The 16,716-nt window shown below is 56.9% G+C and carries 7 protein-coding genes; 3 read left to right on the top strand and 4 right to left on the bottom strand.

Annotation, left to right across the window (positions count from 1 at the left end):
* The first annotated feature begins 174 nt into the window (after positions 1-174).
* Positions 175-1,170, top strand: coding sequence for an NAD-dependent epimerase/dehydratase family protein (locus tag BLW03_RS01055; RefSeq protein WP_074651950.1), 996 nt, complete (start codon positions 175-177; stop codon positions 1,168-1,170).
* A 74-nt stretch (positions 1,171-1,244) separates the two neighbouring features.
* Here the strand turns inward: BLW03_RS01055 and BLW03_RS01050 are convergent, their stop codons facing one another.
* Together BLW03_RS01050 and BLW03_RS01045 are read right to left on the bottom strand one after the other, a co-directional pair.
* Complete coding sequence (locus BLW03_RS01050) at positions 1,245-4,010, bottom strand: LamG-like jellyroll fold domain-containing protein (protein WP_170834914.1); 2,766 nt, start codon at positions 4,008-4,010, stop codon at positions 1,245-1,247.
* A gap of 649 nt (positions 4,011-4,659) precedes the next feature.
* A complete protein-coding gene (locus BLW03_RS01045; protein WP_074651948.1) occupies positions 4,660-6,579 on the bottom strand; it encodes an acyltransferase family protein in 1,920 nt (639 codons plus the stop codon).
* 676 nt (positions 6,580-7,255) lie between these two features.
* Between BLW03_RS01045 and BLW03_RS01040 the strand changes: the two genes are divergently transcribed.
* Together BLW03_RS01040 and BLW03_RS01035 are read left to right on the top strand one after the other, a co-directional pair.
* The gene (locus BLW03_RS01040; RefSeq protein WP_074651947.1) at positions 7,256-9,079 is read left to right on the top strand and encodes an ABC transporter ATP-binding protein; all 1,824 of its coding nucleotides are present in this window, start codon (positions 7,256-7,258) and stop codon (positions 9,077-9,079) included.
* Between the two features lie 8 nt (positions 9,080-9,087).
* Positions 9,088-13,551, top strand: coding sequence for a glucoamylase family protein (locus BLW03_RS01035; protein ID WP_244501907.1), 4,464 nt, complete (start codon positions 9,088-9,090; stop codon positions 13,549-13,551).
* Positions 13,552-13,769: 218 nt separating this feature from the next.
* On the opposite strand, the gene BLW03_RS01030 is transcribed toward BLW03_RS01035, so the two are convergent.
* Both BLW03_RS01030 and BLW03_RS01025 read right to left on the bottom strand, forming a co-directional pair.
* Entirely contained in the window at positions 13,770-15,062 is a 1,293-nt protein-coding gene (locus BLW03_RS01030) for an MFS transporter (RefSeq protein ID WP_074651946.1), read from the bottom strand.
* A 139-nt stretch (positions 15,063-15,201) separates the two neighbouring features.
* Complete coding sequence (locus tag BLW03_RS01025) at positions 15,202-16,524, bottom strand: amidohydrolase/deacetylase family metallohydrolase (RefSeq protein ID WP_074651945.1); 1,323 nt, start codon at positions 16,522-16,524, stop codon at positions 15,202-15,204.
* Positions 16,525-16,716 lie beyond the last annotated feature (192 nt).

Genomic DNA, 16,716 nt, shown 5'->3' with positions numbered 1-16,716 from the left:
AAATTTGCACTCGATCAGAGTTTCCAGCTTCGCGCACCAGGGGCCGAAGAACAACCTGCAAAGGCCTCAAACGTCCTTCTTCGGACTGTTGCCGTCACTCAGCGGATTGCGAGACATATTTGCGCCGACCCGCCGGAATCCGCTTGCACAATCTTCATAGGGAGTGAAGCACTTATGGCGCGACGCATATTGGTGACGGGAGGCAGCGGCTTCATCGGCTCGAACTTCATCGATGAGGTTATACGGCGCGGAGAGGACAGTGTCTTGAATCTTGACCTTGTTCCCCCACCGGAGCGCGAGCACTGGTACATGTTCCAGCGGGCGGATCTGCTCGACAAAGTGAGCTTGATTCGCGCCGTTCAGGATTTTGAACCGACCCATGTCGTTCACCTTGCAGGCCGCACAGACATGTATGGTTCCACCGCCGACGACTATCCTGGAAACCACGTGGGCACGGCGAATCTGCTGGTAGCGTTGCAGGAATGCCACGATCTTGAACGAGTCGTCTTCACCTCAAGCCAGTTTGTCGTGGGGCCTGGCGCGCCTCCGCGCGATGCCTTCGATTACAGGCCGCACACACCGTACGGTCGAAGTAAGGTCTTGAGCGAGCAGGCGGTCTGGCGCGCACCTCTTACCGCAACATGGACGATCATCCGTCCAACGAATATTTGGGGCCCAAAGCATCCGCGATACCCACAGGAGTTTTGGCGTGTGCTGCGACAGGGGCGCTATGTCCATCCGGGCGGCTATAAGGTGCGTAGATGCTATGGATACGTTGGCAATGTCGTACACCAGGTGATGTCAATCCTCGAAGCAGAACGCGACAAGGTAGATCGCAAAGTCTTTTACGTTGGCGATGAGCCAATCGAAATTATCGAGTGGACCAATGCGTTCTCACGGGCACTGACAGGGAAGTCGGTGCGCACCGTTCCGCGCGCAGTGATGCGTGCCCTGGCTCTGGCGGGCGATGCATTGGTAATTTGTGGCGCAAAGCCGCCGCTCTATAGCTCTCGCTTTCACAGTATGACGCAGGACTATCTCACACCGATGGGTCCCACTTTCGAGGTGCTGGGCATGCCGCCCATCAGCATGGAGCAAGGCGTACGCAGCACGGTGGAGTGGCTGCGACAACAGGATTCGTTCTGGGGTGTCCCGGGTTCGATCCTCTAGACAACGAGTTTGTACTAAAAAGACCATGCCCGTTCACAGGTCCTGTGAACGGGCATGGTCGTTATTCCATGAAGCTAATTCTCCAGCAGTAGAGGCAGGCTACTCACTGTCAGTGCCGCCGGGACGGAGTGCGTATTGTTCAGGTAGTCACGGTAGTCTGTCATGCCGGAAGGCACAGTCACAGGGAGGCTGCCAGATGTGCTCCACACGATCCAGCCGTTATAGCCGGACGCGCCTTGCACCCTGCACGACCAGAGGCCGTTCTGATAGCGATCGCATTCGCTCACAGTCTTGCCGACAATCCATTGCTCCAGCACGCCAAATGACAGGCCTGCCTGACGTATGCCGCTCCAACTGTCCAAAGGCTTGTTTGAGGCGTCGCACGACGATCCCCACAGCGGGCCCCATGCGCAGTTGTCATAGGCGTACCACACAAAGCGCGAAACGCCTGTACCCGCCTGCGCCAGGTAGTACCGCATAAGCCATGCGGCATCCTGGTCCTGCGACACATACGCGTTGCGTGTTCCCCAATTTGCCTCAGTGTTCCATATCGGCAGATTTCCCAGTCCATACCGCTGCACCACCTGCTTGAAGGCAGCCACTCCCTGCGTGATGCCCTCAGGAGAATTGTCATAGCCATATCCGTGAAAGGCCGTGATATCGGCGTAGGGATACTTTGAGCCTGCTACTGCGAGAAAGCTATCCAGCCACGACAGGGACTGCAGCCCCGTTGAAGACACGGGCGGCAAGAGCACTTGGTTGGGGTTGACACCGCCGATCGCGCAATTGGCGGGGCTCTTCACGATGCTGTAGACATGGCTCGCGATCTCAAGCAGTTGCTGGTTCGTGCCATTCCAGAACGTGTAGTTATCCGGTTCATTCCATGCTTCGTAGTACTTCACCGTCCCGCAGTAACGTTGCACAACGTGCGTCAGGAAGTCATCGAAGGCGGCCATGGTTGGATAATCGCAGGACCCTGGACCTTCGCTGCAGGTGTAGTCCGTGGGCTTGCTGGATGCCCAGGCCGGTACATGACCAAGGGTAAAAATGAAATCCGTCGTTCCGTTCTGTGTACCCGAAAGAATGGTCTTGTCCATGTTGGTCCAGTTGAACTGGCCGGACGATGGTTCGATCTGTTGCCAGTAGGCCACGTCCCACAATCTTAATGTGGCTATCGAGAACGGTGGAAACGGCGTCGTGTTAGTGGCGCCGGCAATATTGGGCTGGCCCAGACTGTGAACTGTCATTCCGAAGTAGCTTGCCGGAACTGTGCCGTCGTCGAACTTCGGCGTGTAGGTAGCGATCACCTGGTTCTGCGACGATCCAAACGTCCCGAAGTTATTTGTCAGGGTTCCGGGCAGCGCCACATTGAATACGCGGAGATCATCCACGGCACCCCAGAACGTATTGACGCCGCCTACACCCGTGTCGATACCGATGGACGTTGCACCGGGAACATAGGTTCCGTTCGCGGTGGAAACCAGCGTACCGTTGCGGTAAAGGGCGGCTGTGCCGTTCTGGTAGGAAATGACGAACTGATTCCATGTGCCCACGGGCGCTGCCTGGATGTCCGATAGCTGCAGCGTGCCGCCCGACTCCGTCGTCCAAAAGGTAAAGACGCCTTCGCTGTTGAAGCCTGCTCGGAAGCCATTGGTCTGGTACGTGCCACCGCCCAACACAACATTGTTTTCGATGTTCGTGGCATTGCTATAGCCATTTGCCTTGGCCCAGAATGAAAGGGTGAAGGTCGGTGGAAGGCTGACCGGTAATGAGACCGCGCCGCCACCACCGTAGTAAGGACTCCCCACTGCGATCGCGTTACCGCTTGCACCCGACGTCCACGACGCACCGTTCAGCAGAGCGCCCGTGGAGCCTCCGATTGAATCGGCTGCGGATGTTCCGCTGTTCTGGTCAAATTTCCACCAGGCGATCGGCGTCGGTTCGGGCAAGGTAGTTGTCGTTGGAGATGGCGTAATGGGAGCAGCGGAGGTGGCCGACGCAAACGCCAACCCAGCAAGATTGAAACCGGCGCTTTGCGCTTGTACCTTGAAGGTCACGGGCCCCGCCGGTAATGTGACTGTCACAGGTGACGCGTTGATGTAGTTTGACCACGTGCCGGTGTTTGGAAAGGACACACTTGCCGCGACGCTACCGTTTACCAGTAGATAAGCGGCTGAATCATTAGTCGGGCTGGCGTACGTCGCAGTGACGGTGTAATTGCCTGCCTGCGTAACGTTTAGCGCGTAGGTCGCATAACCGTTCGCTTGCACGCAACCCAAGTCGAAAGTCGCTCCGTTAGCGTCAGGGCACATTCCAGAGATTGCAGTGTATCCCTGCAACGGAATTGGTGTGGAACCGCTGGCTGTGATCGTGGGGATCGCTGGCGTAAGCATGACGCCATCCAGGTTGAAGCCGGAGTTCTGTGCCAACACTGTGAAGCTGACCTGGCCGGCTGGCAGAATAACGGCGACTGGTGCCGCATTCACATAGTTCCCCCATCCGTTTGTATTTGCAAACGCGACGCTTGCTGCCTTCACACCGTTTACCAGAATCGCCGCAGATGTACCTCCGACGGGGCTGGCATAATTCAGCGTCATGTTGTAAGTGCCTGCTTGCTGCACGCTTAGGTTGTACGTGGCGTATCCTCCGCTGACGACACAGCCCAGGTCATACGTGGCACCATTGGCGTCATCGCACATGCCGGAGAGACTGCTGTGGGTGTTGAGAGGAATCGTGGTAGCGGATCCCACCGCAATATCTACGGTCGCCGTAGCACTCGCAGTACGATGAAAGACCACAGTCAAGAGGAACAACAGCACAACAACGGGGAATTTTCTCAATGAGTTTCCATGAACCGCAACGCAGGAACGCACAGACTTGCATAGGGCGCGCAGATGCAAGCGCATCCTTTCGCCGAGGTGATTGATTAAGCCGGCGAAGCCGGACGTGAGTGTGGTTTCGTAACCAACCCAACCTGAACTGGTGGGTCTGGTTTCATACCGGGGGGCGTACGTCTTCAATGCTGTTTTGAGCGCGCTCGCCCAATGTAACGATCCTAAGGGTCATAAATGCACGAGTAAATGTGTCGAGGGAAACGTAAGTATTAAGACCGCCTCCCTGAGTTTTAAGAAACCCGAAGATAATCCCTTGCATGTAGAAGTCAGCATGTATGAACGGGAAAAAACGTGAAATGAACGACCACCCTGCATTTCCAGATTTGCTGCTGAGAAGCGAAGTAGACTGCGTGTCGCGAACGCTGATCTAGCGCTGACGAATCGAGATCAGATTGTCTTATCAATCCTTCTCGCACGCGAAGGTGTTGCGCCCGCTTCGGATACGGATTTGCTAACCGGAAGCTTTCAGACGCCTTTGGAGATCAGCATCCGTACTTCGACGGATTGAGCCGCACGGAAAATCGCGGCATCCGGTGCTAACCAGAACAAGGTTGCGATGTTCGAAGAGATTAGGAAGCCGACATACATTCCAAGGTCAAAGAAGCTGGTTGCGTGCCTTCATCGCGAGTGCGAATGCGATGGATCCTTGCGGCGTGAAGTGGTGAGCATCGAAGAGCATAGGAACGTCGTGAGTTGCATACGCGGGGCAAACGGGCGTGCAGAGGTCTTGGTAGAAAGATATGTAGTGTACCTTCCAAATCGTCTGGGCGAGGTGCTGTAACTCTTGATCCAGGACCTGCGCCTCAAGGTCGCGGTGTGATTCCACATAACCAGGTTGTCTTCGCTGAATCGACTCGGCGATGAGTCTTGGTAAAGGCAACGTGTAGTAAATCATGGGGCCCAGCAGGATCACTTCGGAACCTGCTGCGTGAATGGCATCGATCATATCGCCAATCGCAACTTGGTCCTGACGCTCCCATCGGCCACTCAAGATGACGGTCTGTCCGGGATGTCTGGGAAGGTAGTCGCGATAGATAAGATCACTGAGCTGCACGCAAGTAAGGCGAACTCCAGAGGGTTGATGTACGTATGGTGTGCAGAAAGCGGCTGTCGCTTGCGATATGTTGCGATCGGGAAAGATCTGGGTCAGCCCGTGCCAGAGTTGCGCAGCGTGACTGTCACCGTAAAGGAGATAAGACGTACCGGATGAGCTCGCGTGCAGACAGATGGGCTGATTCAACTTTATGAGGGAATCCGAACCTCCCAGGAAACACTCGTCTCCGAAAGACTTCTCTACGTCCGTGGAGAGATAGCTAGCCGCATCGAGAGCAGGTCGAGAGAAGCGCGATGGTGCTCCCTCGGAATTGATCGCAGCCATTGCAGCCATCGTGAAGCAAGCGACAGCGATTCCGGTGCAAAGGAACAAAGGTTTCCTCGTAGAGAGAAAACATCCTTCGCGAAATGGCCGCTCCACAAAGCGCCAGGACAGGACTGCAGCTGCGGTTGACAGCGCGAAGAGAGCGCTCTTCAACGAGCGTGACCAAGGTGGGCCATCGATGACAAGGTCTCCAATGCTGTTGAAGGCAAGCAGAGGCCAATGCCAGAGATAAAGCGAGTAGGAGATCGTGCCGAGGAAGACAACCGGCCTCAAGCTCAGGATCCCGCTGACGATTGACGATCCGGTTTCGCCGGCAGAGATGATGAGCGCCGTTCCGACACACGGTGCAAGTGCCGCGACCCCTGGGAAAGACGTCGCATCCGTGTAACGGAGCGCTACCACCAGCAGCGTGATGAGACCAGTGGCAGACGCGACATTGCGAGCAAATGAATCTTTGATCACCGGCAAGTAATGCTGCGAAATGATGGTGCCAATCAGCAGCTCCCACGCGCGCAGTGGTGCCCAGAAGAAAGCCGCGGTTGCATCGCGACGCACCCAGTAGATGGAGAGTGAAAAGGTAAGCGCTGAGACCAGGTAGATCGCTGTCCTCATGTGCTGGCGGGCGAAACGGCGGATTGCAATCAGAAAAATCGGGAGGAAGATGTAGAACTGCTCTTCAACTCCAAGGGACCAGGTGTGAAGCAACGGCTTGGTCTGGCTTGGTGCATCAAAGTAGCCAGATTGCTTCCAGAACAGCAGGTTGGAGTAAGAGAAAATCGCCGCAAGCAGCGACTTCGCATAGTCGCTAAATTCCGCAGGGAAGAGGTAGTGCCAGGCGAGCACAGTTGTGAAGATCAAGACCACGACCAGTGCTGGAAAGATTCGTCGGATGCGGCGTTCGTAGAAGCCGACAATGGAGAAGGAATCGACTTCGAGCTGCGAGATCACATGGCCACTGATGAGGTAGCCGGAAATCACGAAGAAGATATCAACACCTACGTATCCGCCGCGGAAGCGCGTGCGAAAGTGCGCACCGAGAACCATGAGAACGGCAACAGCACGCAAGCCGTCGATATCCGGACGGTAGACACGCTCAGAAGATTTGGCTCGGGATGGCGTGGGCATCGCGGTCAGCACATTTCTCCTGTGCGAATGCATCCAGACGCCGCAGACGCCGTAGATCCTTCGCGTGCTTTGGACTAAAGCTCCCCGATGCCCTATTTAGCCCAGCTCTATACGCTTCGGGACCACGTCGCCCGGATCTTCTGAGCTTCGCGTTCCCAAACTGCTCTGATGAAGTCAATGGGCCCGGATGTGCCGGTGGCCCCCGTTCGTGTCCATTGCATTCCAGGAAGAGCACCCTTCGTTTGGAAGCGATCTCGATGAAGGGCAACGATCTCGACGCAGTCAATCGGTCTTCCCTTTAAACAACGAGCATCGCCTTCTCGATGACGACGCTCGTAGGAGCAAACGACTTTCAAGCCACTCACTGCCACTGTGACACAGCAAAGGGAAATCTGCGTCTCTATGTCTTCGATGACCGTCGAACTCCGATTCTCCACGAAAACCATGCCACCGTATGCTAGACCCGCTCTGACTAGTCCCCGCCGTGCGTGCAAAGGTGAAGTCTGGGGATACAGGAACTCTCCATGAGGTGAAGCGTTTCGCGTCTCGCGTGCACCGACTGGCAAGGCAGACGAGCGTCAATTCGCCTGCAAATGAACATCAATGGCATTCCGCGTCGACTGATCTGTGCATTTGTGCATCCTAAGGATTTAACTGTCGACTTCTGGCAAAAATCTGGTTCGGTGAGATGACTGAAACCTCCGGCAATACGAACCCGTGGCGCGAACGCATCGTTGCTCTCCGTAACGTTCCGCTGGTTCTGCGAATTCTTTGGGAATCGAGTCACCAGGCAGTTGTCTGGGGCGTTCTCCTGCGTCTCATGGTGGCAGTGCTACCCTTCGCCGCGGCGAAGGTCGTCCAGTACATCATCAACGACATCGCTGACAAGCTGCGGGGCAAGCCAGTCGACCCGCACTTTTGGTACTTTGTCGGCGCAGAGGTCGGCATCAACGTAGCGATCGGCCTGTTGATGCGAGGCACCGACTACAGCGATGCGCTCCTGGCCAACAGCTACACTCATTACGCCTCCGTAAAAGTTATGGAGCAGGCGTCGCGGCTTGATCTGACCACCTACGAGAATCCGGTCTTTTATGACCGCCTCGAACGTGCGCGAGTGCAGGCGACGGACCGCCTCGTCATGATCCAGCAGATCGGCAGACTGTTGCAGCAAAGCATCACCACGCTGGTGTTTTCGATTGCGCTGGTGCTTGCCTCGCCATGGCTTGTGCTGCTGATGCTGGTGGGAGTGCTGCCATCATTCCTTGGAGAGACACACTTCGCCTTCCTGGGCTACGCGAAGAACTTCCGTCAAACTCCCGCCAAGCGCCAGATGGACTACCTGCGAACGGTTGCGGGCAGTCGCGACGGCGCCAAGGAAATTAAGCTCTTCGGGCTCAGCAAATACTTCACGGAACGCTTCGAAGTGCTTGCGCGCCAGATTTATCGCGAGGATGTTGAGCTCTCACGCAAAAAGCTTTGGCTCGGCGGTCTACTTGGAGTCATCAGCACCCTGGGTTACTACGGCGCATACCTGTTCGTAATCATGCGCACCATCCACGGCGCGTATAGCATCGGCTACTTCACGTTTCTCACCGCGTCAATTCAGCAGGCGAATTCCAATTTGCAGCAGTTGTTCTCAACAGCTTCCGGCATTGCGGATCAGGCGTTATTCCTCACGGACCTCATCGAGTTCTTCAAGATGGAGCCTACGGTTTACTCCAAACCCGATGGCTTAGCCGCGCCGGTACCGATTCGCCAAGGCTTCGAGTTCCGCAACGTTTCGTTTACCTACCCCGGAACCAATCGCACCGTGCTCAAGAACTTTACGTTTACGCTGCGACCAGGTGAGCGGGTGGCTTTGATCGGGGAAAACGGTCAGGGCAAGACGACGATTGTGAAGCTGATAACGCGGCTCTACGATCCGACCGAAGGTGAGATTCTGCTGGATGGCAAGGATCTGCGCGAGTACAAACTCGAAGATCTGCACCGCGAGATCGGTGTCATCTTTCAGGACTTCATGCGCTATGAAATGACGGCGCGTGAGAACATTGCCGTCGGTCGTATCGATCGTCCCAGCGAAGATGGCGACAGTGATATTGAGTACGCGGCTCATAAGAGCCTGGCGGATTCCGTCGTGGCCAAACTGGAGCATGGCTACGACCAGATTCTGGGCCGTCGCTTTGAGGGCGGCGTTGAGCTCTCAGGCGGCGAGTGGCAGCGCGTCGCATTGGCAAGGGCGTATTTACGAGACGCGCAGTTGCTCATTCTCGATGAGCCGACGGCCGCGTTAGATGCCCGAAGCGAACTGGAAGTGTTTGACCGGTTTGCGGAGTTGACGCAGGGCAAGATGGCACTGCTCATCTCGCATCGCTTCTCAACCGTACGAATGGCCGACCGCATCGTCGTCCTCAGCGGAGGACGTCTGCTTGAAGAAGGCAATCACCAGAAGCTTATGGAGCAGGGCGGTCTCTACGCCGAAATGTTCGAACTGCAAGCCGCGAGTTATCGGTAATGGATCAAGTGAACGAGATTAAGAATCTGACAGAGTCGCAGTCACAAGCCAACGTGGGGCAGGTTCCCCTCATCGCTCCGGTTTTTGAGACATCTGGTCTGATCGAGAGACCAGATGTAAGCGACGAGGTCCTACAGCACCGAGCGCATGAACTGGCACGGGAGCTTCACCCGGCAGGTCTGCAGGGCAAGGTCACCCTAGCTTTGCAAACCAAGCTTGCAAAGCTGGAGAAGCGGCTTGAGGAACGCCTGGCCGCCTGCGAAAAAATCTCCAGGCTCTCAGAGCTGACTCCGCAGCTCGAGCTACTGGAAAGCACGCGCATGTTGCAGAACGTGCTGAAAGAAGCAGAGAGTTCAGAAAAACAGATCCTGCAGCTTCTGCTGGTCGAAAGTCCGGAAGGAGACAAGATTCCCCGCGTGATGCGGGTCACGGAAGAGTACCTCGACACGGCGCACGGCATCTGGTCCGGTGAGTCTCTCTCAACTTTCATCAATGCTATACAGCAAGAGGAATCTCTGAACCTGCGTGAGATTCAGATGCTGCCAACCTTCCTCAAGCTCGCCCAGCTTGAGTTTGTTCTCGATCGTGCAGATGAAACATTTGCCAGTGTCATTCCGCCTATCGAGCAGTCACCATTCTCCGGTCCGCTCCATTCGCTGCGTCGATTGAATCAGTACGAGTGGCCGGAATTGCTTGAGCCTCTAGTGGCCTTTTACTCCGTGCTTGCGCAAGATCCGCATACCGTTTTCCTGTGCATGGATGAAGAGACGCGCACCAGCTACATGGAGCGCGTGGCAGAGCTCGCGAAACGCTCAAACTATAACGAAGTTCAGGTTGCGCAGACGGCGATCGAGCTGGCGCAGGCCGCAGCAGGAAACTCGACGTCCAACACGCGTCTGGATCGCCGCAGGGGGCACGTTGGGTACTTTCTTTTTGAAGAAGGTGTACCTGAGCTGTCGCATAGAATCGGCTATCATCCACCGTTCCGCGAGCGACTCCACACATGGCTGATGAAGTACGCGGAAGATGTCTACATCATCGGCATCATTGTCCTTTCCATCACCTGCGTCGCAGCACTCATTCGGCCGCTGGTGCCGCACCACGAATTCATCTGGACGATTGCGGCCCTGCTGCTCGCTCTTCTGCCTTCAACACAGGGCGCAAGCGACATCGTCAATAATGCCGTGACTGCCTTCATCAAACCTCGGGCACTGCCCAAACTTGATTACATGAAGAGCATTCCGGACGAATCATCCACGTTCGTCGTAGTGCCGACTTTGCTGCTGAATGAAGCACAGGTGTTCGAACTGTTCGAAGAGATCGAGGCCCGCTGGCTTTCGAACACAGATCCGAACCTCCACTTTGGCCTGCTTACGGATTTGCCGGACTCGGCTACGCGTCCGCAGACAGAAGATCGCAACGAACTCGTAAACCTCGCGGTTCGTCTCACCGATGACCTGAACGCAAAGTACGGCAATGACGGTGGCGGGTCCTTCCTGCTGCTGCACCGTCATCGTGTCTTCAACCAAAAGCAGGGCGTGTGGATGGGTTGGGAGCGCAAGCGCGGCAAGCTGCTCGACCTGAACAAGCTGCTGCGAGGCGAGTTTGACAGCTTCCCGGTAAAGGCTGGTCCAACACACCTCCTCAGCCGCATTCGCTACGTCATCACGCTTGACTCAGACACGCAGTTGCCACGCAAGACCGCCGCGCGCATGATCGCCACCATGGCGCATCCGCTCAACCAGGCCATCATCGATCCGCAGCTTCGCATCGTGACAAAGGGCTATGGCATTCTGCAGCCGCGCGTGGGCGTCAGCGTTGCTTCGGCATCGCGGTCACGTCTTGCGACGCTCTACTCCGGCGAAACGGGATTTGATATCTACACACGGGCCGTAAGCGACGTGTATCAGGATCTCTTCAGGGAAGGCATTTTCACGGGCAAAGGTATCTATGAAGCAAGCGTGCTGCATGAAGTGCTCGACCGGCGCTTTCCACGGGACACGCTACTGTCGCACGATCTCATTGAAGGGGCGTACGCGCGTGCAGGGCTAGTCACCGATATCGAGATCATCGACGACTATCCCTCGCACTATTCAGCGTACACACGCCGCAAGCATCGCTGGGTGCGTGGCGACTGGCAAATCACGCAGTGGTTGCTCGACCGCGTTCCGGAAGAATCCGGCAAGAAAGTTCGCAATCCGATCTCGTTGCTGTCGCAATGGAAGATCGTCGATAACCTTCGCAGAAGCCTTGTCGAGCCGGTGACATTCATCCTGCTGATCTGTGGCTGGCTGATCCTGCCCGGTGGCGCGCGCTACTGGACGTTTGTAGTACTTACGCTCATGCTGTTGCCTGTATTCGTTCAGCTTGTCTTCACGTTCGGCCGCGCGCTGCTGAATGCAAGCTGGGAAGGGTGCCTCGACGCGTTCCGCGCATTCTGGAGCTCACTTGGTTTCCAGATCCTAAACCTCGCCTTCCTGCCGCATCAGACACTGCTCGCGATCGACGCTATCGTGCGTTCGCTGGTGCGTAGCTTCCTCACCGGTCGTTCGCTTCTCGAATGGGAGACAGCGGCGCAGGCCGAGGCGAAGCAATCACGCAGTTCGCTCGATCTTTATCTACAGGCCTCGCCAGTTGTCGCACTGGTCATCGCAGGACTCAGTGCTCTACGCCACCACTTCGACCTGTTCGTAACCGGTCCCATCCTGATCCTGTGGGCTTGCGCTCCGCTGATCACTGGATGGCTCAACTCGCCACCTCGGAAGCTCGAAGGTCCCTTGAGCGCGGACGACCAGCATTTCCTTGAACGGCAGGCGCTGCTCACCTGGCGCTACTATTCGGACTTCGGTGGCGAAGACAACCACTGGCTGATCCCTGACAATGTGGAGGAGAAGAACCGCCACGAGGTATTGACACTGACACCAACAAACCTTGGCATGCTGTTCAACGCGCGCCAGGCGGCACTGGCGCTCGGCTTCATTACGCTGCCGGAATTTACCCGCGCAACGCTCGGCACACTCGACACATATTCGCGGCTTGAGAAGGTAAACGGGCATATTTACAACTGGATCAACATCCCCACGCTGCAAGCCGTGCAGCCCTTCACCATCTCAACGGTCGATAGCGGCAACCTCGCCGCCAGTCTGTATGCGCTGCACGGCGGTGCAATGGATTCACTGAAGAAGCCGTTGATCGAGCCCGAACTTTTCTCGGCCATCCGCCACATGTTGGACCAGAAGCAAGCGGTACGCTCCACCGAAACTATCCGCCAGCAGGTGAAGTGGCTCTTCGACCTTGATCCCGTTGCGGGCAAGGGGGAATGGATGCTCGAAGAAGCTGAGCGACGGAGGCTGCAGGTCCGGGAGTACATCGAAAAGTACCTGCCTTGGCTCATGCCGCGCTTTGCACCGTTATTTGAAATCAGTCAGTTCCAGCATCCTGAGAACGACGTGATCCCGTACGTTATCGGCGCTGTCGAGCACGTTCGCAACCTGAATCAACGGCTGGGTGAACTGGCTCACGCCGCGACAGGCGGAGACGAAGAGCTTGCGCTTGAGCTGCGTACCCTGTTGTCGGCCGCGGAGGAGAACGTCGCCAATCTTGCCACTCAGCTAAGCCAGATCGTTGACCGCAGCGAAGAGGCCGCCAGCGTGATGCGCTTCGACTTTCTGCTGGTCGAGGCGCGCCAGCTGCTTTCCATCGGTTATGACGGCAAGCAGGAAGAACTCCACTCCGCCTGTTACGATCTGCTGGCTTCGGAAGCCCGCATTGCTACGTTCCTCGCAGTCGCAAAGGGCGACATCCCGCAACGCGCATGGTTTCGGCTCGATCGTACTCACGTTCTCGTGAAGGGACGGGTGAGCCTGCTTTCTTGGACTGGCACCATGTTCGAGTACCTGATGCCAGCCCTGTGGATGAAGCAGTACCACGACACGCTTGTCTCTCGTGCAATGGAATCTGCAGTCTCCATCCAACGCACCCATACGAAGCGCATTCCGTGGGGCATCTCTGAGAGTGGCATGGCGAAGCGTGATCCGCTTGGCCGTTATGGCTATCAGGCTTGGGGTATCCCGGAACTCGCGTTGAAGTACGGCGCGGAAGATGGTCCGGTGATCTCTCCTTACTCAACCTTTCTGACCCTGCCGTTCGCACGTCAGATCGCGTTGAAGAATCTCCGTAAAATGGCAGATCTCGGCTGGGTGGGCGACTACGGTTTCTACGAGGCGTGCGACTACACCGCTGGGGAGAAGTCACCGGAACTTGTTCGAAGCTGGATGGCTCACCACCAAGGCATGTGCCTGCTGGCCGCAACCAACCTGCTGCGGAACAACATCTTCCAGACGTGGTTCCACGCTAATCCGAGGGTCCGCGCTGCCGAACTGCTCCTGCACGAACGTCCGCTCGGTCGGGCGGCCATCAAACATCTGCAAGAGGTGTCCGCGCGACCTGCAAGCGCCGACACGAAAAACTAGCCGGCAATGAGCGTTTGTGGACGGACCCTCGCCGCTGTGATCTTCATATCATCGCGAATGGCGTCTCTGAGAGTTCGGAGCGGTTTGGGTCGGTTGCAGCGCTGACGTTAGGCGATGGCGCCGTGGCAGGCCTTCTGCGGTAGTGCAGCAGGCGGGAGACGCGGGTCGATCTCCCGCCTTCAGGCTACGTCCAGTAGAGATGAGGGCAATCTAGCGTGCTACGCATTCCGTGCTGGCACCGGTGCAGGGTTCACCAGAGCCCAGCATGTTGCTCCGAGAAGGGCCATGCAGGCGGCGGTTCCGAAGGACGAGGTCCAGCCAAAGCCGTGTGCGATCCAGGGCGTCAGCGAGGCTGTGACGGCTCCTCCTACCTGACCGCCCGTGTTCACAAGGCTGGAGAAAACGCCCGACTGCTTCCCGGCAATGTCGATCGAGACAGACCAGAAGGAACTCTGCGAAAGGTAGAGCGCTCCCGCTCCAAAGGAGAGGATGATGGCGGCGGTGACCGGGTTCTTTGCTTGCGAACCAAAGACAAGAAAGCAGGCGGTCAGGCACAGCGCACCGGAAGCAAGCCAGCAGCGACCTGCGCGCAGGCCAAAGCGCCGCGTGATGCGATCACTGAGTGCGCCACCCAGCAGGCAGAAGAAGGTCATGGAAATGAAGGGCAACATCGTGAAGAGTGCGCTGGACTTCGGATTGAAGCCGCGCACCTCCGACATGTACGTGAAGAACCAACTGAAGTAAATCCACGAGATGTAGCCGAAGCAGAAGTACGCGCTCATCAGCAGGGGCAGATCTTTCCGCGTGAACATGGCCTTCCACTGAACCTTGGGAGCTGCGGCGATTTCAGCGGGTGAGTCTGTCGTGATCCCGGCTCGAATCTCTTGGAGTTCCTCACTTGAAACGGACGGGTGCTGTTCTGGCATGTTGCGGGATGCGAACCACCATATGCAGCCGATCAACGCACCCAGCAGTGCGCTGAACCAAAAGGCAGCACGCCAGCCATGCTGGGTGATGATCCAGTTCAGCAGCGGCGGTGTAAGGCCACTGCCCGCGCCGACGCCCGCGAAGATCAGGCCGTTGATGATGCCGCGTTCTCCGGCAGGGATCCAGTTCGAGACGAATTGATTGGCGGCGGGGTAGACGACGGACTCACCTGCACCGAGCAGGAAGCGGAGCGCGATCAACCAGAAGACGGCAGTTGGTGTACCTACCGGCAGCAGCGTCGCCAGGATTGTCGCGACACCCCACCAGAGTGTTCCAACGGTCAGCACGGATCGCGGTCCGAATCGGGCGGCCATCCAGCCGGCGGGAACCTGCATGAGTGCGTAACCGATCAGGAAGGCGCTAAAAATCCATCCAAGCCGCTCGTGCCCCAGCGCAAACTCCCGGCTTATCTGCGGGCCGGCGATGGAGATATTCGTGCGGTCAAGGAAGGCGATGCCGCTCAACAGAAAGAGGAGAAATCCAAGCAGATAACGCACACGTACGGATGATGCCTTCGGAACCATGCCTGAATTGTCTCCGTTTGCGGCTAGGACGCACAAGAATCCGGAAATCTTCGCGGCGTCCTAGCTGCATGCCTTTTCGTGAAGTGAGAACGGCGTCCGCGGAAGGGACGCCGTTCGGGATAGTAGGGAAGTGAGACTTTTAGTGCGCTTCCTGATCCTTGCCGTAGACGGTGTGCATCGTCGTCCAGCGCTTGGACTGCTTCTGCGCGCTGGATGCGGGTGCGCCGTAGGCGTCCGCCGAGATACCGTTCAGGTCGTAGACCACCTTGCCGTCCTTGATGGTGAGTTCACAGGTGAGTTTCTGCTTTCCGTCGACGCGCACGTTATTCATGTCGACAAAACCAAACTTACCATTCTCAAGGCGCAATACGGCCAGATCGGCGATTGCACCTTCCGACAGGTTTCCGAGTTGGTCCTGCTTCATCTCGTGCGCCGGGTTCGACGTCGACTGCTTGATGACCAGCGGCAGCGGTTCACCCATTGCGAGGAATTTATCCATCACATTCAGCATGTCCTTCATGCCAGCGTTCATGCTGGTGATGTGGATATCTGTCGAGATGGAGTCAGGTAGAAACTTAAATTTGGTCACAATCGGGTAGGCCACGTTCCAGTTGAACGATCCACCGCCGTGTCCAACGTCAAAATAGATTCCGCGCTGTCGGCCTTTGATCAGCCCTTTTTGGGGTCCCAGTGTGACCGGATCCTGCTCTTCACGCAGACCGCTGTACACGTGGGTGTAAATGTCGCCGGGGCGCAAAACCCTGGTCAGAAGCTCATACAGCGGACGTTCCTTGCGGTCGTTGCCGTAGTCGATCATGACGGGGATGTTGGCGATGGTGCCGGCCTTCACGGCCTGCTCATAGGGCTTCCACTCCGGACCCTCGAAGTGAGCGCTCTTGATGCCGACGATGAGCCCTGGATACTTCTTAGCCATCTCGGCCGTTGCAGTGCCGTCCATGTCGTCCAGGTTCTGTTCGTAGTGGGCGCCGCGCATACCTGCACCCACGATGTTCAGTTCTGCTAGGATGCGCGTCTGCTGGCGATCGATGACGCGCTGCTTGAAATCTTCGAAGTTGCGCCAGCCGGAACTGCCTGCATCGACAACTGTTGTTACGCCAACGCGGAAGGTGTAGCCATCCGGATAGATACCGTTGTCACCAGCATAAGAATTCTTTTCGCCAGTCCCGGTGTAGACGTGCGCGTGAATGTCGATGAGGCCCGGCGTCACATACAGGCCTGTCGCATTGACCGTCTTAACGGCATCGGCTGCCGGAATCGTTGTGGCGACCTTCGCAATTTTGCCGCCGCCGATCGCGACGTCCATGACCGCATCGATGTTGTTGCGGGGGTCGATGACATGGCCGTGTTGTAGCAACAGATCGTAGCGCTGAGCGTGTAGCGTGGCGGCAGACAGCAGGATGAGTCCAAACGCCATAGAGCGGGACCGGAACGGGAAACGCATGGGTACTCCTTACGGCTAGCTTGCAGAAAAACAAATCATCAATCCTGCTTACGTATCTGTCATCGGCCCATCGACCATGTCAAGTCTAAGGCAATAGTCTTAGGTGAGAGCAGGCCCCGAGCCCTGCAAACGCTTGCGGAGGCTTGATCTCTTGTGGTCTGGTAGATGAAGGAACTCGTGAAAAGAAGCATC

It is taken from the genome of Terriglobus roseus (assembly GCF_900105625.1).
Taxonomy (GTDB): domain Bacteria; phylum Acidobacteriota; class Terriglobia; order Terriglobales; family Acidobacteriaceae; genus Terriglobus; species Terriglobus roseus_B.
Note: the sequence above shows the minus strand (reverse complement) of the source record. Positions and strands in the feature narration are given on the sequence as shown.